Annotated in this window: 21 protein-coding genes and 1 other RNA gene; 12 read left to right on the forward strand and 10 right to left on the reverse strand. The window is 55.3% G+C overall.

Going from position 1 to position 20,514, the window contains the following annotated elements; genetic code table 11:
* Positions 1–8 precede the first annotated feature (8 nt).
* On the reverse strand, positions 9–1,421 hold the full coding sequence (gene uxaC / locus SPG90_RS14665) for a glucuronate isomerase (RefSeq protein ID WP_029739666.1): 1,413 nt from the start codon (positions 1,419–1,421) through the stop codon (positions 9–11).
* A gap of 475 nt (positions 1,422–1,896) precedes the next feature.
* Between uxaC and SPG90_RS14670 the strand changes: the two genes are divergently transcribed.
* The 11 genes from SPG90_RS14670 (at position 1,897) to SPG90_RS14720 (ending at position 9,193) form a co-directional block, all read left to right on the forward strand.
* Positions 1,897–3,195: an MFS transporter gene (locus SPG90_RS14670; protein ID WP_029739665.1), complete on the forward strand. Its 1,299-nt coding sequence runs from the start codon at positions 1,897–1,899 to the stop codon at positions 3,193–3,195.
* Positions 3,196–3,310: 115 nt separating this feature from the next.
* Positions 3,311–4,087, forward strand: a complete 777-nt coding sequence (exuR, locus tag SPG90_RS14675) for a transcriptional regulator ExuR (RefSeq protein WP_126303122.1) — start codon at positions 3,311–3,313, stop codon at positions 4,085–4,087.
* Between the two features lie 344 nt (positions 4,088–4,431).
* Positions 4,432–5,094 (forward strand): DedA family general envelope maintenance protein YqjA, encoded by a 663-nt coding sequence (yqjA, locus tag SPG90_RS14680; protein ID WP_023309289.1) that lies wholly within the window; start codon positions 4,432–4,434, stop codon positions 5,092–5,094.
* A 2-nt stretch (positions 5,095–5,096) separates the two neighbouring features.
* Positions 5,097–5,480, forward strand: a complete 384-nt coding sequence (gene mzrA, locus SPG90_RS14685; protein ID WP_023309290.1) for an EnvZ/OmpR regulon moderator MzrA — start codon at positions 5,097–5,099, stop codon at positions 5,478–5,480.
* Between the two features lie 142 nt (positions 5,481–5,622).
* Positions 5,623–5,991, forward strand: coding sequence for a DUF1090 domain-containing protein (locus tag SPG90_RS14690; protein WP_023309291.1), 369 nt, complete (start codon positions 5,623–5,625; stop codon positions 5,989–5,991).
* Positions 5,992–6,022: 31 nt separating this feature from the next.
* Positions 6,023–6,328, forward strand: coding sequence for a DUF883 family protein (locus tag SPG90_RS14695; RefSeq protein WP_008503141.1), 306 nt, complete (start codon positions 6,023–6,025; stop codon positions 6,326–6,328).
* A gap of 1 nt (position 6,329) precedes the next feature.
* Positions 6,330–6,728, forward strand: a complete 399-nt coding sequence (locus SPG90_RS14700; protein WP_014885329.1) for a phage holin family protein — start codon at positions 6,330–6,332, stop codon at positions 6,726–6,728.
* Positions 6,725–7,021, forward strand: coding sequence for a YqjK-like family protein (locus SPG90_RS14705; RefSeq protein ID WP_014885330.1), 297 nt, complete (start codon positions 6,725–6,727; stop codon positions 7,019–7,021). Before SPG90_RS14700 ends, SPG90_RS14705 begins: the two co-directional genes overlap by 4 nt.
* Positions 7,022–7,269: 248 nt before the next feature.
* Positions 7,270–7,662 (forward strand): DoxX family protein, encoded by a 393-nt coding sequence (locus SPG90_RS14710; RefSeq protein WP_023309292.1) that lies wholly within the window; start codon positions 7,270–7,272, stop codon positions 7,660–7,662.
* A gap of 71 nt (positions 7,663–7,733) precedes the next feature.
* On the forward strand, positions 7,734–8,720 hold the full coding sequence (locus SPG90_RS14715; protein WP_023309293.1) for a glutathione S-transferase family protein: 987 nt from the start codon (positions 7,734–7,736) through the stop codon (positions 8,718–8,720).
* Positions 8,721–8,827: 107 nt separating this feature from the next.
* Entirely contained in the window at positions 8,828–9,193 is a 366-nt protein-coding gene (locus SPG90_RS14720) for a DUF805 domain-containing protein (protein WP_023309294.1), read from the forward strand.
* Positions 9,194–9,233: 40 nt separating this feature from the next.
* Here the strand turns inward: SPG90_RS14720 and yhaJ are convergent, their stop codons facing one another.
* Positions 9,234–10,136 carry a DNA-binding transcriptional regulator YhaJ gene (gene yhaJ, locus SPG90_RS14725; RefSeq protein ID WP_008503135.1) on the reverse strand — a complete coding sequence of 301 codons (903 nt, stop codon included), beginning with the start codon at positions 10,134–10,136 and terminating at the stop codon, positions 9,234–9,236.
* A gap of 104 nt (positions 10,137–10,240) precedes the next feature.
* On the opposite strand from yhaJ, the gene SPG90_RS14730 reads away from it, so the two are divergent.
* On the forward strand, positions 10,241–10,942 hold the full coding sequence (locus SPG90_RS14730; RefSeq protein WP_126303123.1) for a pirin family protein: 702 nt from the start codon (positions 10,241–10,243) through the stop codon (positions 10,940–10,942).
* A 90-nt stretch (positions 10,943–11,032) separates the two neighbouring features.
* On the opposite strand, the gene SPG90_RS14735 is transcribed toward SPG90_RS14730, so the two are convergent.
* From SPG90_RS14735 to garR, 8 genes are all read right to left on the reverse strand, one after another.
* Complete coding sequence (locus tag SPG90_RS14735) at positions 11,033–11,443, reverse strand: Spy/CpxP family protein refolding chaperone (protein ID WP_023309296.1); 411 nt, start codon at positions 11,441–11,443, stop codon at positions 11,033–11,035.
* 152 nt (positions 11,444–11,595) lie between these two features.
* Positions 11,596–13,890, reverse strand: coding sequence for a formate C-acetyltransferase (gene pflB / locus SPG90_RS14740; protein ID WP_322408208.1), 2,295 nt, complete (start codon positions 13,888–13,890; stop codon positions 11,596–11,598).
* Between the two features lie 15 nt (positions 13,891–13,905).
* Positions 13,906–15,114, reverse strand: a complete 1,209-nt coding sequence (gene tdcD / locus SPG90_RS14745; RefSeq protein ID WP_045403590.1) for a propionate kinase — start codon at positions 15,112–15,114, stop codon at positions 13,906–13,908.
* Positions 15,115–15,144: 30 nt separating this feature from the next.
* Complete coding sequence (gene tdcC, locus SPG90_RS14750) at positions 15,145–16,476, reverse strand: threonine/serine transporter TdcC (RefSeq protein ID WP_322408209.1); 1,332 nt, start codon at positions 16,474–16,476, stop codon at positions 15,145–15,147.
* A 9-nt stretch (positions 16,477–16,485) separates the two neighbouring features.
* Entirely contained in the window at positions 16,486–17,475 is a 990-nt protein-coding gene (tdcB, locus tag SPG90_RS14755; protein ID WP_109845832.1) for a bifunctional threonine ammonia-lyase/L-serine ammonia-lyase TdcB, read from the reverse strand.
* A 100-nt stretch (positions 17,476–17,575) separates the two neighbouring features.
* Entirely contained in the window at positions 17,576–18,496 is a 921-nt protein-coding gene (gene tdcA, locus SPG90_RS14760) for a transcriptional regulator TdcA (protein ID WP_008501504.1), read from the reverse strand.
* 676 nt (positions 18,497–19,172) lie between these two features.
* Positions 19,173–19,549, reverse strand: an RNA gene (rnpB, locus tag SPG90_RS14765) — RNase P RNA component class A.
* Positions 19,550–19,608: 59 nt separating this feature from the next.
* Complete coding sequence (gene garR / locus SPG90_RS14770) at positions 19,609–20,499, reverse strand: 2-hydroxy-3-oxopropionate reductase (RefSeq protein ID WP_023309302.1); 891 nt, start codon at positions 20,497–20,499, stop codon at positions 19,609–19,611.
* Positions 20,500–20,514: the final 15 nt, after the last annotated feature.

Raw genomic sequence — 20,514 nt, forward strand, 5'->3', positions numbered from 1 at the left:
AAACGGCCTTAGTTCAGTTCAATGGCGAAGTAGTCACGCGCATTGTTAAAGCAGATATTTCTCACCATTTCTCCCAACAGCTGGATATCCGCTGGCGCTTCGCCCGCGTGTACCCAGCGGCCAATCATCTGGCACAGAATGCGGCGGAAGTATTCATGACGGGTATAGGACAGGAAGCTGCGGCTGTCGGTCAGCATGCCGACAAAGCGGCTCAGCAGGCCCAGCTGCGCGAGCTGCGTCATCTGACGTTCCATGCCGTCTTTCTGATCGTTGAACCACCAGCCGGAACCGAACTGCATCTTGCCCGGCATCCCTTCGCCCTGGAAGTTGCCGACCATGGTACCCAGCACTTCGTTATCGCGCGGGTTCAGGCAGTACAGGATGGTTTTTGGCAGCAGGTTTTGTTCGTTCTGTTTGCTCAGCAGTTTTGACAGCTCTTCCGCCAGCGGACGATCGTTGATGGAGTCGAAGCCCACGTCAGCGCCGATCAGTTTGAACTGGCGCTGGTTGTTATTGCGCAGCGCGCCGATGTGGTACTGCTGTACCCATCCGCGACGCGCGTATTCCGCACCGAGGAATACCAGCACCGCCGTTTTAAACTGCGCCACTTCGTGCTCGCTTAAGCCTTCGCCGGAGAGACGACGCGCCAGAATGCTGTCCAGCTCGGCTTCGTTTGATTCCGCAAACAGCACCACGTCCAGCGCGTGGTCAGACACTTTGCAGCCGTGCGCGGCGAAGTGATCCAGACGTTTGGTCAGCGCGGTTTGCAGGTCAGCGAAACGACGGATGTCGGTATCCGACACTTCCGCCAGCTTCGCCATGTAGTCGGTGAAGGTGGCCTGCTCAATGTTGAAGGCTTTGTCCGGGCGCCAGCTTGGCAGCACTTTGATATCGAAAGAGGTGTCTTTCGCGACAACGGCATGATGCTCCAGAGAGTCGATCGGATCGTCGGTGGTGCCCACCATCTTCACGTTCATCTGCTTCATGATGCCGCGCGCGGAGAAGTTATCCTGCGCCAGCAGCGCGTTGCAGCGATCCCAAATTTCATCCGCGGTCGTTGGGGAAAGCAACTTGCCGGTGATGCCAAACGGACGGCGGAGCTCAAGATGGGTCCAGTGATAAAGCGGGTTGCCGATGGTGTGCGGAACGGTTGCCGCCCAGGCGTCAAACTTCTCGCGGTCGGTCGCATCGCCGGTACACAGGCGCTCAGCCACGCCGTTGGTGCGCATGGCACGCCATTTGTAGTGGTCACCCTTCAGCCAGATGTCATACAGGTTTTTGAAGCGATAATTTTCGGCAACCTGCTGCGGCGGTAAATGGCAGTGGTAGTCGAAAATCGGCTGGTCTTTTGCGTAGTCGTGGTACAGACGGCGAGCAAATTCGGTATCTAACAGAAAATCTTCGGTCATAAACGGCGTCATTATCGTCTTCCTCATTACGGGAGCGCAGAAAGCGTATGTTCATATGCTGCAAAGTTATCACACCAATTTCCACCAACCGAAGCTTTTTTCGTGAGTGAGATCAATAAACGCCAACAAATAAATTACCCTCAATGAAGTAAACCCTTCTGCAACCCCCGCCAGTACTGGCTTTGCGCGCGACGATTAATGTCCCCACAAAGAATCATACATTTGTGATGTCACTCACCTTTTAAAGCTGTATGACAAGTTATCTTTTCGCCGTCGCAAACTATAAGCCGACGGAATGCATTACCGGTGTGAGAGACATCGGGTTTAACGGTACGGATACCGACTTATGCACGCTTACTTATGGCAAGGTTCGGGCCGTTCCGGGACATGCTCCTGGTTACGCCCCTCCCGTTACACAACTGCTCCCGGAAACGGTTGAGAGGTTGCCGTGCTCTGGCGCGGAAATAACATAACGATGAGGTTTTAGATGCGTAAAATTAAAGGGTTACGTTGGTATATGATCGCACTGGTGACGTTAGGCACCGTGCTGGGCTACCTGACGCGTAACACGGTGGCAGCAGCAGCGCCAACGTTGATGGAAGAGCTGCATATCTCCACGCAGCAATACTCCTACATCATTGCCGCCTATTCCGCGGCTTATACCATCATGCAGCCTGTTGCGGGCTATGTGCTGGATATTCTCGGAACCAAAATCGGTTATGCCTTCTTCGCCATCGCCTGGGCGGTGTTCTGCGGCGCAACCGCGCTGGCAGGCAGCTGGGGTGGACTGGCGCTGGCGCGCGGTGCGGTCGGTGCGGCTGAAGCCGCGATGATCCCGGCGGGTCTGAAGGCCAGCTCCGAGTGGTTCCCGGCGAAAGAGCGTTCCATTGCCGTCGGCTACTTCAACGTGGGCTCGTCCATCGGGGCGATGATAGCGCCGCCGCTGGTGGTGTGGGCGATCGTGATGCACAGCTGGCAGATGGCGTTCATTATCTCTGGCGTGCTGAGCTTTGCCTGGGCGATGGCGTGGTTGGTTTTCTATAAACACCCGCGCGATCAGAAAAAACTGTCTGAAGAAGAACGTGAATACATCATTGGCGGTCAGGAAGCGCAGCATCAGACCAACAACGGTAAAAAAATGACCGTCTGGCAGATCCTGGGCACCCGTCAGTTCTGGGGTATCGCCCTGCCGCGCTTCCTGGCTGAACCGGCCTGGGGTACCTTTAACGCGTGGATCCCCCTGTTCATGTTTAAAGTCTACGGCTTTAACCTGAAAGAGATCGCGATGTTCGCCTGGATGCCAATGCTGTTCGCTGACCTGGGCTGTATCGTGGGCGGCTACCTGCCACCGCTGTTCCAGCGCTGGTTTGGCGTGAACCTGATCGTTTCCCGTAAGATGGTGGTGACCATGGGCGCGCTGCTGATGATTGGCCCGGGTATGATCGGCCTGTTCACCAGCCCGTACGTCGCCATTGCCCTGCTGTGCATCGGTGGCTTTGCTCACCAGTCCCTGTCCGGCGCGCTGATTACGCTCTCGTCTGACGTCTTTGGTCGTAACGAAGTGGCAACCGCCAACGGCCTGACCGGGATGGCCGCCTGGACCGCGAGCACCATGTTTGCACTGGTGGTCGGCGCGCTGGCGGATACCATCGGCTTCAGCCCGCTGTTCGCGGTGCTGGCGATCTTTGACCTGATGGGTGCAGTGGTTATCTGGACGGTGCTGAAAAGCAAATCGGCAGAGGAGCTGGCGAAAGAGTCCATTGGCAAACCGGCTACGCAGAGTTAGCGAAAATACGTTTCAACTAAGCCGCCTCCGGGCGGCTTTTTTAATGGCAAAATCTGGAGAGTGGCACGCAAAAGTGGTATAACAAATCATCTGCCGTACCCTGCCTGGAGCGCATATGGAAATCACCGAACCACGTCGTTTATATCAACAACTTGCTGCGGAGCTGAAAGATCGCATCGAGCAAGGGGTCTATCTTGTCGGTGATAAACTTCCCGCCGAGCGCTTTATCGCGGATGAAAAAAGCGTCAGCCGCACCGTGGTGCGTGAAGCGATTATCATGCTGGAAGTGGAAGGCTACGTTGAGGTACGTAAAGGCTCCGGCATTCACGTGATTTCTAATCTGCCGAAACACTCTCCCATCGCGGACGAAAGTCTGGAATTCGCCAGCTATGGCCCCTTCGAGCTGCTCCAGGCTCGCCAGCTGATCGAAAGCAATATTGCTGAGTTTGCGGCGACGCAGGTGACCAAGCAGGACATCATGAAGCTGATGGAGATCCAGGAGAATGCCCGTAAGGAAAAATGTTTCCGCGATTCAGAGTGGGATCTGCAGTTCCACGTTCAGGTCGCCCTGGCAACCCAAAATACGGCGCTGGCAGCTATCGTAGAAAAAATGTGGACTCAGCGCGTTCACAACCCGTACTGGAAAAAACTGCACGACCATATCGATTCCCGTACCGTTGACAACTGGTGCGACGATCACGACCAAATCCTTAAGGCGCTGATTCGTAAAGATCCGCATGCCGCTAAGCTGGCGATGTGGCAGCACCTGGAAAACACCAAGCAGATGCTGTTCAACGAAACCAGCGATGACTTCGAATTTAACGCTGACCGCTATCTTTTTGCCGATAATCCGGTTGTTCATCTCGATACGGCTTCCAGTGCCGCAAAATAGATGACCTTTCTGCTGGCAGGCGCTACGTTGCGCCTTCCGGCTTACAGGAGTAAGCAAAACATATATAGTGTCAGCCTTTGTAAATCCCCTCGCTCACTTCCTGGGCTTACGCCAAAATCAACTCACCCCTGCAAATTCTGTGACGCAGAACGTTGGGCTTTGTTACAATTGGATTCAATTCCTTATTTTGTAAGTTAGTGCTTGCTAACCAGCCAATTAACAGGGAACAGTGTTGGCCACACCGCAATGTGTCCGCGAGCGACCATAATGAAATCACAACAACGTCGCCGTGCTGTTTGTCCCGGATAACAGGCGTGACGTTAACCGATTTCCAGGAACACTGAATGGAACTTTTGACCCAACTGCTGCATGCCCTCTGGGCGCAGGATTTTGAAACGCTGGCCAACCCTTCCATGATTGGCATGCTCTATTTCGTCTTGTTTATGATCCTGTTCCTTGAGAACGGTTTGCTGCCTGCTGCCTTCCTGCCCGGTGACAGTTTGCTGGTGCTTGTCGGCGTGCTGTGTGCCAAAGGGGCGATGGCGTTTCCACACACCATTTTATTACTGACCGTGGCGGCCAGCCTCGGCTGCTGGGTGAGCTATATCCAGGGAAGATGGCTGGGCAATACCCGGATCGTCCAGAACTGGCTCTCTCATCTTCCCGCGCATTATCACCAGCGGGCGCACCACCTTTTCCACAAGCACGGGCTTTCCGCGCTGCTGATTGGCCGCTTTATCGCCTTTGTTCGCACCCTGCTGCCGACCATTGCCGGTCTGTCGGGGTTGAGCAGCGCGCGCTTCCAGTTCTTTAACTGGATGAGCGGCCTGCTATGGGTGCTTATTCTGACGACGCTGGGCTATGCACTGGGTAAAACGCCGGTCTTTATGAAATATGAAGACCAGCTGATGTCCTGCCTGATGCTGCTTCCTGTGGTTCTGCTGGTCTTCGGCCTGATTGGCTCACTGGTTGTCCTGTGGAAGAAGAAATACGGAGCCAGAGGCTAACGATGGTTATCTCACCGCTCGCCCTGCGCCGTTTTGCCGTTGCCGTGATTACGCTGATCGTCCTCAGCGCCATGCTGCTGGCATGGAGCGCGCTTTCGCATCAGGAATCGACGCTGGCCATCCGCCCGGTAAACCAGGGCGCCAGCGTGCCTGACGGTTTTTCTGTCTGGCATCATCTGGACGCGAACGGGATCCGCTTTAAGAGCATTACCCCGCAGGACGACGTTTTACTGATCAAGTTTGATTCCCGTGCGCAAAGTGCCGCCGCGAAAGTGGTTCTCGACCGTACGCTGCCGCACGGGTATATCATTGCCCAGCAGGAAGATGACAGCCAGCCTGCAGCCTGGCTGTCATTGATTCGTGATACGTCGCATCGGTTTGGATAACTTCCAGGATTCCGAATCTTTTCACTCACTTTGGTGAATCCCCCGTTTACTTACTATGCTTAAGTACGCGGAGCACCCCTCAATGTACTCCGCATAACTTTGGATAGCGGCAAACGCCGCAACACAATGGAAGGTTTCGATAATGAAATTCCGCATGACTCTGGCTCTGGCCCTTTTTTCTTTAAGCACAGCATCCTTCGCAAACTCTCTCTGTCAGGAGAAAGAACAGGATATTCAGCGTGAGATCGGTTATGCCGAAAAGCATAACAATCAGCACCGTGTTGATGGTCTTAAAAAAGCGCTGAGCGAAGTGAAAGCGAACTGTTCAGACAGCAAGCTTCGTGCCGACCACAAGAAGAAAATCGCTGAACAGAAGGACGAGATAGCCGAGCGCCGTCGCGACCTGCAGGAAGCGAAAGAGAAAGGAGATGCGGAAAAAATTGCCAAGCGCGAGAAGAAGTTGAAAGAAGCGCAGGATGACCTGAAAGCGCTGGAAGCTCGCGATTATTGAGTTAACGGAAATCTCAACAGGAGAGAGAATCATGTCAAAAGATACGACGTCTGAACATCTGCGCGCTGAACTGAAATCCCTGGCCGATACCCTTGAAGAGGTGCTGAACTCCTCTGCTGACAAGTCAAAAGAAGAGGTCAGCAAGCTGCGCAGCAAGGCGGAGCAGGCGCTGAAAGAGAGCCGCTATCGCCTGGGTGAAACCGGTGATGCGCTGGCGAAACAGACCCGCGAAGCGGCTGCCCGCGCGGACGAATATGTGCGTGATAATCCATGGACGGGTGTAGGGATTGGTGCCGCAGTGGGTGTGGTACTGGGTGTCCTTCTGACGCGTCGCTGATATGGAAGATCCTCGTCACGCACAAGGGCCTGCTAACAACGTCCTCGGCATCGGCCAGCGTATTTTAACGACGCTGGTCGGGATTGCCGAAACGCGCGTCCGGCTGGCAGTGGTCGAGCTGGAAGAGGAGAAAGCGAACCTCTTCCAGATGCTGCTGATGCTCGGGCTGACCATGCTCTTCGCCGCGTTTGGTCTGATGAGCCTGATGGTGTTAATCATCTGGGCCATCGATCCGCAGTATCGTCTTAACGCGATGATTGCCACCACCGTCGTTCTGCTGGTCGCCGCTTTGATAGGCGGTATCTGGACGCTGCGTAAAGCGCGCAAGTCCACTTTCCTGCGCCATACGCGTCAGGAGCTGGCGAACGATCGCGCTCTGCTGGAGGATGACAAGCCGTGAGCGATAAAGCGGAACGTCAGAAGCGAAAAGCGTACCTGTTAAGTCAGATCCAGCAGCAACGGCTGGATCTGTCTGCCAGCCGCCGCGACTGGATTGACGCGACGCGACGGTTTGACCGCGGCTGGAACACCTTCCTGAGCCTGCGCTCATGGGCGCTGGTCGGCAGCAGCGTGATGGCTATCTGGACGGTTCGTCATCCAAATATGCTCATCCGCTGGGCACGTCGTGGATTCGGCGCCTGGAGCGCCTGGCGTCTGGTGAAAGCCACTTTGCGGCAGCAGCAGCTGCGGTGATACAAAACGGTAACTCAGGTTACCGTTTTTTGTTTTTGCGCCTTCTCCCCGTGGGAGAGGGTTGGGGTGAGACACCAGCGCGCACGTCCCCTTACTCAATATCTTTGAAGAAGATTGACAGTTTTCCTTGCTAACAATTACCACCCGCCCCGTTTATTATCCTCTCCATCGACAGCAACGCCGCGGTATCTACCCGGAATTGCAGACAAATAATGTTCAGCCGCTCATGTGGTTTCCTGGAGAGTAAAATGAAAAAATTAGAAGATGTTGGTGTACTGGTAGCGCGTATTCTGATGCCAATTCTGTTCATCGTGGCAGGTTGGGGAAAAATCACCGGTTATGCGGGTACCCAGCAGTATATGGAAGCCATGGGCGTTCCGGGGTTCCTGTTGCCGCTGACCATTCTTCTTGAGTTCGGCGGCGGCCTGGCGGTACTGTTCGGCTTCCTGACCCGTACCACCGCGCTGTTTACCGCAGGCTTCACCGTGCTGACAGCGTTCATCTTCCACAGCAACTTTGCGGAAGGCGTGAACTCTCTGATGTTCATGAAAAACCTGACCATCGCGGGTGGCTTCCTGCTGCTGGCCGTCACCGGCCCGGGTGCATACAGCATCGACCGCGTTCTGAATAAGAAGTGGTAAGCACGCTATACTGAATAAACACAAAGCGAGGAGACATCTCCTCGCTTTTGCTATCTGACGGAGGAGAAAAAATGGGACAACTCGTAGACGGCGTATGGCAGGATGTCTGGTATGACACCAAATCCACCGGAGGTCGCTTCAAGCGCTCAGTTTCGGCCTTCCGTAACTGGCTGACCGCCGACGGCGCGCCAGGCCCGAGCGGCGAAGGCGGCTTCGCGGCTGAGAAAGACCGTTATCATCTTTATGTTTCCCTTGCCTGCCCGTGGGCACACCGCACGCTGATTGTGCGCAAGCTTAAGGGTCTCGAATCCTTAATTCCGGTTTCGGTCGTGAACCCGCTGATGCTGGAAAACGGCTGGACGTTTGACAGTGATTTCCCCGCGGCGACCGGCGACGATCTTTACCACCACGATTTCCTTTACCAGCTCTATCTGCGCGCCGATCCTCACTACACCGGGCGCGTTACCGTGCCGGTGCTGTGGGACAAGAAAAACCAGACGATTGTCAGCAATGAGTCTGCGGAAATCATCCGCATGTTCAATACCGCCTTTGACGCGCACGGTGCCCGCGCCGGAGATTACTATCCGGCTGAGCTGCGTGAGAAAATTGACGAGCTGAACAGCTGGATTTACGACAACGTCAACAACGGTGTCTACAAGGCCGGTTTCGCCACCAGCCAGGAAGCGTATGACGAAGCGGTCGGAAAGGTGTTTGAATCGCTTGAGCGTCTCGAGCAGATCCTGGGCCAGCATCGCTACCTGACGGGCGATCGCCTGACGGAAGCGGACATTCGCCTGTGGACCACGCTGGTTCGCTTCGATCCGGTCTATGTCACCCACTTTAAGTGCGACAAGCACCGCATCAGCGACTACCTGAACCTGCATGGTTTTCTGCGCGACATCTACCAGATGCCGGGTATTGCCGACACGGTCGACTTCGACCATATTCGCACCCACTATTTCCGCAGCCACAAGACCATCAACCCGACGGGTATTATCTCCATCGGCCCGTGGCAGAACCTGGAAGAACCGCACGGGCGCGACGTGCGTTTTGGATAAATATTAAGGGCATCGATGGATGCCCTTTTTTAATTCACAATCTCCATCTATCCTTACCTCGATCGCTTAGAAAACAAGTGATTGACTGACTAATGAGGCAAGGAAAAATGGACTGGTATTTAAAAGTACTGCGCAACTACATTGGATTTGGTGGCCGTGCCCGCCGCAAAGAGTACTGGATGTTCGTTCTGGTGAACTTCGTCCTGATTATGGTGCTGGGCATCGTGGATAAAATTCTTGGCTGGGAGCGGGCTGGCGGTGAAGGCGTACTGACCACCATTTATGGCCTGTTAGTCCTGCTACCATCGTGGGCGGTACTGTTCCGTCGGCTGCACGACACCGATCGTTCAGCGTGGTGGTTACTGCTGCTGCTGATCCCGCTTGTTGGCTGGATCGTGATTTTGATTTTCAACTGCCAGAGCGGCACGCCGGGCGAGAACCGCTTTGGTCCGGATCCGAAGCTCGACGCATAAATAATGGCCCGGTGGCGCACAGCGATCCGGGCCTATATCCTTATTTATTGTGGTGGGCAAAAAGCTTCGGAATTTCGCGTAGACACCAGGATTTGGCTTCGCCCATGCTGTCGCGGCGCCACGCCATAATGATATCCACTTCGCTGGTGTATTCCGGGCTGACAACGCGCAGTCGCCCTTCCGCAATATCTTTCTCCACAAACGGGTACGGCATCGTCGCCACGCCCAGACCGGCCAGCAGCGCCTGCCGTTTGTCTTCCAGCGAGGTCACCGTCAGGCGTGGCTGCTTATCCAGCAGCTGCACCGTCAGCACCGGACGCTCGCGCGCGGTATCCGCTACCGCCACGCCGCGATACTTCACGCGCGTCACTTCAGAGAGCGGCTCCGGCTCCTGGTGAATCGGGTGATTGGGTGCGGCAACATAGACGTTCATCACGCTGTAGAGCTTGCGCGAGTTGATTTCCGATGAGGAACGGAAGTGCATGTCAGGCGCAATCACAATATCCGCCCTGCCCGTCTCCAGACGTTCCCACGCGCCTGCCAGCACCTCGGTGATGATTGACAGCTGCGTATTGGCCTTCGCCGCCAGGCGGTCCACCAGCGGGAACAGCGCTTCAGTCGGCACCAGCGCTTCGGTAACTAACGTCAGATGGGTTTCCCAGCCGCGCGCCAGCGCTTCGGCGTCCGTCGTGAGCTTGTCCGCCGCTTCCAGCAGCACGCGGCCGCGCTCCAGCAGCATTCGCCCCACGTTGGTGAATTTTGTTCGATGACCGGAGCGGTCAAACAGCACCACGTCCAGCTCTTCCTCCAGCTTCTGCATGGTGTAGCTTAGCGCAGACGGAACGCGCCCCAGCTCATCTGCCGCCGCCGCAAAACTGCCGCGCCGGTCAATCGCGTCCATGACGCGAAGCGCCTCAAGCGTCAATGCTCTCTCTTTAGCCATCTCGTTCTCATTCAGGAAATTTGAACATACCGGGCAGAATATCTGGCTAACAATGCAGCGTCCATACCTTTACCATTGTTTTAGTGTAAAGAGAGGTCAAGTTTATGATTACGACAAGAACAGCTAAACAGTGCGGACAAGCCGATTTCGGTTGGCTGCAGGCCCGCTACACCTTTTCCTTTGGACACTACTTTGACCCTAAACTCCTCGGTTACGCTTCACTGCGCGTGTTGAATCAGGAAGTGCTCGCCCCTGGCGCCTCCTTCCAGCCGCGTACGTACCCGAAAGTCGATATCCTGAACCTGATCCTGGAAGGCGAGGCAGAATACCGCGATAGCGAGGGCAATCATGTCCAGGCAAAGGCTGGCGAAGCGTTGTTAATTTCCACGCAGCCGGGCATCAGCTACAGCGAGCATAACCTCAGCAAAGATAAAACGCTGACCCGTATGCAGCTGTGGCTGGACGCCTGCCCCGAGCGGGAAAATCCGCTGGTACAGAAGTTAGATTTAACGGGCGATAAGCAGCAGCTGATTGCATCGCCGGACGGCAGTAAAGGTAGCCTGCAGCTGCGCCAGCAGGTGTGGCTGCACCATATCGAAATGAAGAAAGGTGAACAGGCGAGCTTCCAGCTTCATGGTCCGCGCGCCTATTTACAGTCTATTCACGGTACGGTACATGCGGTGACGCACACGGAAGAGAAAGAAGCGCTCACCTGCGGCGACGGGGCGTTTATTCGTGATGAAGCGAATATCACCCTGGTGGCGGATACGCCGCTTCGCGCGCTGCTGATTGATTTGCCGGTTTAAAGAATGCCCCCACCCTAACCCTCTCCCAATGGGAGAGGGAACCGATCGAGCCACGGCAGAATCATCCGGCGCCGTATGCAACGTACGAAATCACTCTGCCAGCGCGTTAGCCATATCGGTTCTAATCTGCTTACGCTGTTCCGGCGTCAACACCTGGCTGACGTCGAAGTAATATTTCACGCGGTAATAGCGGGTCTGCTCTTCAATTTTGCTAAAGGCAGCAAGCTGGCTTTTCACCGTGCTTTCGTCCCATTTACCCGCCTGGAACATGTCGATCAGCGCGCCGTCCTTCACTCCCGTCATCGGGATCTTGCTGACATTTTGTTCCAGCTGCTTATGCAGATCTTCAATCTTCTTAACCTGCTCATTGCTGAGCTTCAGGTGCTGTACCAGCGGATCCTGCGAGGGAGACGGGGCAGCCTCAACGTTCGCGGCCTGTACCGTAAAACTGCACACTGCCAGCGAGGCGGCGACCAGCGCAATACGGGTCATTTTCATCATCTTACTGTCCTTACATGCTGTGATAGGGAAAAGCAGGCGTATTGTTTTTCAAGAGCGGATGAATATGTGTGAGTAATTATATAAACAATTTTGTATGTTTAGCGGGCAAAAAAATGCCCCCAGGGTTGAGGGGGCATGAGACCTAAATGTCGTCAGATTGATTGCGTAAACGTCCTCGAAATCACATCCTGCTGCTGCTCGCGCGTCAGCGCATTAAAACGCACCGCATAGCCTGAAACGCGGATCGTCAGGTTCGGGTAATTCTCGGGATGCGCAATGGCATCGAGGAGCATCTCCCGGTTCATGACGTTGACGTTCAGATGCTGCCCGCCCTCAATGGACGCTTCGTGATGGAAGTACCCGTCCAGCAGCCCCACCAGGTTGGTTTTGCGCACCAGCTCGTCCTTGCCCAGCGCCTGCGGCACGATGGAGAAGGTGTAGGAGATCCCGTCTTTCGCATAGGTGAACGGCAGCTTGGCCACCGACGTTAGCGAGGCTACCGCCCCTTTTCTGTCGCGGCCGTGCATCGGATTCGCGCCTGGCGCAAACGGCGTGCCGCCGCGGCGTCCGTCCGGCGTGTTCCCGGTCTTCTGGCCGTATACCACGTTGGAGGTGATAGTCAGGATCGACTGGGTTGGCACCGCGTTGCGGTAGGTTGGCAACGCCTGAATTTTCTTCATAAAGCGCTCCACCAGGTCGCAGGCGATGCTGTCCACGCGGTCGTCGTTGTTGCCGTACTGCGGATAGTCCCCTTCAATCACAAAATCGACCGCCAGACCGGTGTGGTCGCGCACCGGCTTCACCGTGGCGTATTTAATGGCCGACAGGGAATCCGCCGCCACCGACAGCCCGGCAATTCCGCAGGCCATGGTGCGATAGACGTCGCGGTCATGCAGCGCCATCAGCGAGGCTTCGTAGCTGTACTTATCATGCATGTAGTGAATGAGGTTCAGGGCGCTGATGTACTGCACCGCCAGCCAGTCCATAAAGTGATCGAGGCTCGCCATCACGGTGTCGTAATCCAGCACGTCGTCCAGCAGCGGCTCGGTTTTCGGGCCGACCTGGATCTTCAGCTTCTCGTCCACCCCGCCGTTGATCGCGTACAGCAGCGTTTTGGCGAGGTTGGCGCGCGCGCCAAAGAACTGCATCTGCTTGCCGATCACCATCGGGCTGACGCAGCAGGCAATGGCGTAGTCGTCGCTGTTGAAGTCCGCACGCATCAAATCGTCGTTCTCATACTGCAGCGAAGAGGTGACGATCGACACCTGAGCGGCGTATTTCTTGAACGCGATCGGCAGTTGTTCAGACCAGAGGATCGTCAGGTTCGGCTCCGGCGCAGGCCCCATGGTGTGCAGGGTATGCAGATAGCGGAAGCTGTTTTTGGTCACCAGCGTGCGCCCGTCCAGCCCCATGCCGCCGATCACTTCCGTCGCCCAGATCGGATCGCCGGAGAAGAGCGTGTCGAACTCCGGCGTGCGCAGGAAGCGCACCATGCGGATCTTCATGATGAAGTGGTCGATCAGCTCCTGCGACTGGACTTCATTCAGGCGCCCCGCCTGCATGTCGCGTTCAATGTAGATATCGAGGAACGAGGCCGTACGCCCCAGCGACATCGCCCCGCCGTTCTGGGATTTCACCGCTGCAAGGTAGGCAAAATAGACCCACTGCACCGCTTCCTGGGCGTTCATCGCCGGACGTGAAATATCAAAGCCATAGTTCGCCGCCATCTGCTGGATCTGCAGCAGCGCGCGCCTGTGCTCCGCCAGCTCTTCACGCAGGCGGATCGTCGCCTCCAGATCTTCGCCGCGCTCAAGCCTGCCCTGCAGATCGGCAAACTGAAGTTCGCGCTCGCGCACCAGATAAGCGATCCCGTACAGCGCCACGCGGCGATAGTCACCGATGATGCGTCCGCGCCCGTAGCCGTCCGGCAGCCCGGTCAGCACGCCGGATTTACGGCAGCGCATCATCTCCGGGGAGTAGACGTCAAACACGCCCTGGTTGTGGGTTTTGCGCAGGTCGGTAAACAGGTATTCGAACTGCGGATCCATCTCCCGGCCATAGGCTTCGAACGAGCTGCGGATCATGTTGATCCCGCCATACGGATGCAGCGCGCGCTTGAGCGGCTTATCGGTTTGCAGGCCGACGATCGTCTCCAGATCCTGGTCGATATAGCCCGGCCCGTGGGCCGTAATGGTGGTGGCAATGTTGGTGTCAAAATCCACCGGGGCGTGGGTGGCATTCTCCTGGCGAATGCCGACCATTACCTTCTGCCACAGCGCCGTCGTTGCTGGCGTCGCCTGCGCGAGGAAAGCTTCATCGCCTTCATAAGGGGTGTAGTTATGCTGAATAAAATCGCGGACGTTGACGGCGTTTTTCCATTCTTCACCGCGAAACCCGGCCCATGCGTCGCTGTAGGGCGCGACGCCCGTATCGATTGTTACTTTCATGTGTTTCTCGCTTTATCAGGCGTAAGCCGCGGCCGGGGTAACCTTTCCAAGACGGAGGGCGTCCAGCGCGATCATTTTTTCTTCGTTGGTAGGGATAACCGCGCAGGCCACGCGGGACGATTCGGTGGAGATCACGCGCTCACCCGCGCTGCCCGGCAGGGCATTTTTGTCGTCGTCGAGGATGATGCCGAAGACTTTCAGATGTTCCGCCACCAGCGCGCGGACAAGCTTCGAGTTTTCGCCAATACCGCCGGTAAAGACCACCCCATCCAGGCGGTGCAGCGACGCCGCGTGCCCGGCGATATGCCGCGCAATGCGGTGCACGAAGGTATGGATAGCCAGCTGCGCCCGCTCGTTGCCTTCGTGCCAGGCTTTCTCCAGCGTACGTAAATCGGAGGAGATGCCGGAGATCCCCAGCAGCCCGGACTCTTTATTGACCACGCGCTCCAGATCCTCGAACGACTGGCCGGTCTGCTGGGCAATCCACGCCATCGCGCCGAAGTCCACGTCGCCGCAGCGCGTCCCCATTACCAGCCCTTCCAGCGGCGTCATCCCCATCGAGGTGTCGACGCTTTCGCCGTTGCGCACCGCGCAGATGGAGGCTCCGTTGCCGAGATGGGCAATCACCAGGCCGCTGTCATCGGGGGACAGCCCGAGAAGCGTATGCGCCTGCGCGGCTACGTAGCGGTGAGAGGTGCCGTGGAAGCCGTAGCGGCGCACGCCCAGCTCTTCAAAATAGCGGTACGGCAATCCGTACAGATACGCCTGCGGCGGCAGCGTCTGGTGGAAGCTGGTATCAAATACCGCCACCTGCTGCACGCCCGGGAACAGACGCTCTGCGGCTTCCACGCCGCTCAGGTTGGCGTAGTTATGCAGTGGCGCCAGCGGGGAAACCTGTCGGATCTGCGCGATCGCCTCTTCCGTGATCAGGGTCGACTCGCTGAAGAGATTTCCCCCGTGCGCAATGCGGTGGCCAATTAAGGCCACGCTGCTCATCAGGTTACGCTTCTCCAGCTCCAGGGCGATGGCAGCCAGCGCCCCTTCGTAGTCCTGGTGAGCCAGTCTGGCTGGCTCACCCCCGTTCACGGAAATAAAGGCCTTCTCGGTGTTGATCCCATCTGCAATGCCCGTCATCAGGGCATCGCAGCTGCTGGCGTCGAGCACCGAAAACTTAACAGAGGACGATCCGCAGTTAATAACCAGTACAACCGGAAACTCAATCATCATGTGACTCCGCTCTTCCTGAGCAATGGGTTAGAACAGTTTGTAAACGATATTCAGAATGGTCAGCAGCCCGACCGCGGTAACGAAAATGTTCTCGGTACGCCCTTTGTACTTCGCCAGCACCGGTGCTTTGCGGATGGCATACATCGGCAGCAGGCACAGCAGAGAGGCGATGATTGGTGCGCCCATGGCTTCAATAAGGTCCAGAATGTTCGGGTTGGCGTAGACCACAACCCAGGTGGAGCCCATGATGAACACCATGCTGATGGTGTTCAGCTTGCCAACGGAGACTTTCTTCTTATCGCCCTTGTAGCCGAACTTGAGGATCAGGCCGTTCAGCCCTTCCAGCGTGCCCAAGTAATGACCGAAGAAGGATTTGAAGATAGCGACCAGCGCGATGATGGAGGCACCGTATTCCAGTACCGTCGCGAACGTCGATTTGGTTCCTGACATTGACGCAAAGTGGTTCGCCAGGTAAGAGAGCACCGGAATGTTCTGCGCCTTAGCATCCGCCATGTTCTGCGGAGAGAGCGTAAACAGGCAGCTAAAGGCGAAGAACATCACCACGGCGACCATCAGCATGCTGGCGCGACCGATGATTTTGGAACATTTCTGCTCGGTGAATTCTTTACCGAACTCCGGCTCGTACTCTTCGCGCTTGGAGACCACAAACGAGGAGACGATAGGCGAGAAGTTGAAGGAGAAGACCATGATGGAGATACCCAGCCACACCGTGACCAGAATGCCGTCATGACCGGTGAAGGCGATATCGCTCAGGTTGACCTGGTCAATCACCGCCGAGTTCCAGTAAGGGATCAGCGACAGGGAAATCAGCACCAGGCTGGCGATAAACGGGAACACCAGGAAGCTCATGACCTTCACCATCAGGTCTTTACCAAACCAGATAACAAAGGCCATCAGCAGCAGCAGGAACAGCGCCACCACGCCGCGGTTCAGCGCAGTTAGCTGGAGCTGGTTTTCCCAGAAGGTCATAAAGGTGTTGGTAATGGTGACGCCGTAAATCCACAGCAGCGGGCAAATAGCGAAGAAGTAGAGGAAGGTGATCACCACCCCGCCGGTTTTTCCAAAGTGCTCTTCCACCGTTTCGGTGATGTTGCCCGAGACGTTGCTGCCGGAGAGGCACAAACGCGCCAGCGCGCGGTGGCAGTAAAACGCAATCGGGAACGCGAGAACCAGCATCAGCAGGATAGGGATCAATCCACCAAAGCCAGCGCGAATGGGGAAGAACAGCACGCCTGCGCCAATGGCGGTACCAAACAGGCCAAGCGTCCAGGTGGTATCAGACTTACGCCAGGAGGACGTTTTTGTCTGGCCAACGATAATGCTTTCTGTGTTGCTCATAGGTCACCTTTATGCGTCAACGAAGCCGGTAATTTGGGAAACACGGGAGAGATCGATATTGCCGCCGGAAATAATGCAGACGGTTTTACGACCCTGAATATAGCGATCGAGCTTGCCGCTTAATAACGCGGCACAGGCCAGCGCGCCGGCACCTTCCGTCACCACTTTATTACGCTGAATAAGCGCGATCATGCTGTCGCGAATGTTGTCTTCGCTGACCAGCACAATGTCATCAACCAGCTCGCGAACAATTTCGAACGGTAAATTACCGGGACGAGAAACATCACAGCCATCGGCCAGCGTGCCGGTAACGCGATGGCTCATTATTTCTCCGGCCTGATACGATGCCGCCATGCCGTGAACATTTTCTGACTGCACGCCGATGATATTAATGGTGGGGTTGATGGATTTAATTGCCGTCGCAATCCCGGCAATTAAACCGCCGCCGCCGATAGGCACAATAACGTTATCCACGTCGTATAAATCTTCGAGAATTTCCAGACCGATGGTGCCCTGCCCGGCGATCACTTTGGCATCATCGTATGGCGGAATAAAAATACGCCCTTCCATCTCGACGATTTCGCTGACTTTGGCAATGGTGTCGTTGAAGTTCTCGCCGTGCAGCACAACTTCCGCCGAGTAGTCGCGCGTCGCGGCCACTTTAGACTTCGGCGCGCCCATCGGCATCACCACTTTGCCGTCGATGCCGAGCATCGCGCAGGAGAGGGACACACCCTGCGCGTGGTTCCCTGCGGAGCAGGCGACAACGCCTTTGCGTTTTTCAGCGTCGGTCAGCGAGCTTAATTTGTTAAACGCGCCGCGGATCTTAAACGAGCCGGTACGCTGCATGTTCTCAAACTTCAGGAATATTTCGCCCTTGCAGCGTTCGCTAAGATAATTCGAGCGCGGCATACCGGTTTTATATATTTTTCCTGCCAGTCGTTTTCTGGCGTCCTGAATATCTTCAATCGTTACCGGGAGATCGTAGGTAATATGCATAATATCCTCGTTATAATAATTCATTCTTTTCAGGCAAAGTCAGGGTATCAGAGCGTTACAGAGATAAGCTCTGGGTGTTTTTAAAATGATTACTCATTATTCATCGTCGTCTTTCGATATTCATCGACGAATACTGTTTTGCCAGCTCAACTAATACTGACGCCGATTTTTTAATCCTGTAATTTTTTGACCACACGGCGGCATAACGCGCCACGGGTAATTCATCTTCCACGGGCAGCACAATAAACTGGTCGGAACCGAACGGGGCAATCATGTCGCGGGGAATGACCGTCAGATAATCGGCATTCAGCACGAGGTTATAAATGGTGACGACGGAATCGGTCTGGACGATGTTTTCGATGCTGATGTGGTTGTCTTGCAGAGTAGTCAGAAGTTCTTTGTAGTAGCCCATATCGGTTTGCGGCATCACCCACTGCTCGTGCGTGAGCGATGCCAGTGTCGTCGGGCCGGTGCACGTTCGCGTTTTGCTGGCGACCAGCACAAACTCGGACTCAAACAGCGGTTCGACGTGCAGATCCTGCAGCAGCATTTCATCGCTTAGCGTGCCAATAGCGAAATCCAGACGACCGTCGCGAATGGCCGGAAGGAAAGATGAGAGCTGGGCTTCATACATCGAGACGCGTGCTTTCGGGAACACTTCCTTGAATTTTTTGATCATCTCGGACAGGAAGGTAAAGCCGATCAGCGACGGGTAGCCAAAGGAGACGTCCATGACGGTGCTGAAACTCAGGCTGTTAATCTCACTCACCATGTTTTTCATTTCGCGGGTGATCGACTCTGAGTACGAGAGCAGGACCTGGCCCGCGGCAGTGAGTTTTACGCCGGTGTTTTTACGCACCATCACTTCCACGCCGAAGTAGGACTCAATATCGCTGATGATTTTGCTGACGGCGGGTTGCGTCAGGCCAAGCTGTCTTGCTGCAGAACCTATGGAGCCACTCTTAATGACTTCCTGAAATACCACGAGGTGCTGTGTTTTCGGTAGAATAATAGTGTTCATAATATTCTGCGCTTATTTCCCTATGACGGAGCGGATTCTACCTAATAGTGTTTAAGGGGGTATGTGCTGTCACTCACAATTTGCTTTTCCGCACGCTTCACAGGATCAACGAAAACCAAAAAACTCATTTATTATCAATAATATGAATAAATACGACCACACCATTACGCTGATATCGATCAATAAAAGCAGTAGTAATAAATTTATTTTATGGCGATAACCTTGATAAATTTCTCAGCGTTAAAAAAATCAATAAAGACGATCTTTCAGGCAATTAAAGACCAATAAATAACCGCTATTTGTTTGAAACATTCTTTCAATTTATTAAATTTTTCCGATGCAAATTTTCAGGTTTGCGGAAAAGAGTGGAATTCGTCACATATTCACGGGAGAAATGTATTTGATTTCAATATATGCATATCAAACGAGAAAAGATTCGCGATCATAAAAGTAACAAACATAACAAATTATCAATACTAAAAATCGTGTGTTTTTTAGCGCGAAATTTTGTGATGGCGATCGCCTACAGGTACAGTATCGATACGAAAGGCACAAAAGCAGTGAAATGTGCTTAATGTCGCAAATATGAGAATTGATGTCGTTTGTCCGGCGCTGCGCTTACCCATCCAGCATCACCTGGAAAGCAAAAACCCCGCCGAAGCGGGGTTTTTTAAGAAGTTGAAGCTGACCGATAAGCCGGGTTCTGTCGTGGACAGTCATTCATCTAGGCCAGCAATCGCTCACTGGCTCAAGCAGCCTACCCGGGTTCAGTACGGGCCGTACCATGTGAACCCCTATTTGGCCTTGCTCCGGGTGGAGTTTACCGTGCCACGGACTGTTACCAGCCGCGCGGTGCGCTCTTACCGCACCCTTTCACCCTTACCTGATCCCGCTTGCACGGGCCATCGGCGGTTTGCTCTCTGTTGCACTGGTCGTGGGTTTCCCCCCCAGGCGTTACCTGGCACCCTGCCCTATGGAGCCCGGACTTTCCTCCCCTCCGCCCGTCTCCCCCGAAAGGGACGACGACGAAGCGGCGACTGTCTGGTCAGCTTCGGCGCGCAGTATAGAGGGTTTGCGCGCCGCTGTCACCCTAAGGTGTAGGCAAGGCGTGATTAACGCGCCACTTCCACCTTCGCCAGTTTTTCGTAGTAGCACGCAATCGCGCTGTGATCGGCCGTGCCCAGGCCATCGGCACGCAGCGCCTGCATCATCTCCATGACCGCCGCGGTCAGCGGCAGCTGTGCGCCCACGCCGTGTGACGTATCCAGCGCGTTCGCCAGATCTTTGATATGCAGGTCGATGCGGAAACCGGGTTTGAAATTACGATCCATGACCATCGGCGCTTTGGCATCCAGCACGGTACTGCCCGCCAGACCACCGCGAATGGCCTGATAGACCAGATCCGGGTTGACGCCCGCTTTGGTTGCCAGCGTCAGCGCTTCGGACATGGCGGCAATGTTCAGCGCTACAATCACCTGGTTTGCCAGCTTGGTCACATTACCCGCCCCGATGTCCCCGGTATGCACCACGGAGCCCGCCATGGCTTTCATCAGGTCGTAGTATCTATCGAAAATGGCTTTATCGCCGCCGACCATCACCGACAGCGTGCCGTCGATCGCTTTCGGCTCACCGCCGCTGACCGGTGCATCCAGCATATCGACGCCCTTCGCTTTTAACGCCTCGCTGATTTCACGGCTCGCGAGCGGTGCGATAGAGCTCATATCGATCAGCACCAGGCCCGGCTTCGCACCGTCGATAATGCCGTTCTCACCCAGCGCAACTTCTTTAACATGCGGTGAGTTTGGCAGCATGGTGATGATGACATCGCACTGCTCGGCAATGGCCTTCGCGGTGGTGGCCGTTTCAGCGCCAGCCGCTATCACCTCTGCCACGGCCTGCGGATTGTGATCGGATACCACCAGCGAGTAACCCGCTTTGATGAGGTTCTTACTCATTGGTTTACCCATAATGCCCAGGCCAATAAAACCCACTTTCAGCGTCATAATCTGTTTCCTCAA

Origin of the sequence: Enterobacter sp. D2 (genome assembly GCF_034427575.1) — a bacterium.
In the GTDB taxonomy this organism is placed as follows: domain Bacteria; phylum Pseudomonadota; class Gammaproteobacteria; order Enterobacterales; family Enterobacteriaceae; genus Enterobacter; species Enterobacter cloacae_M.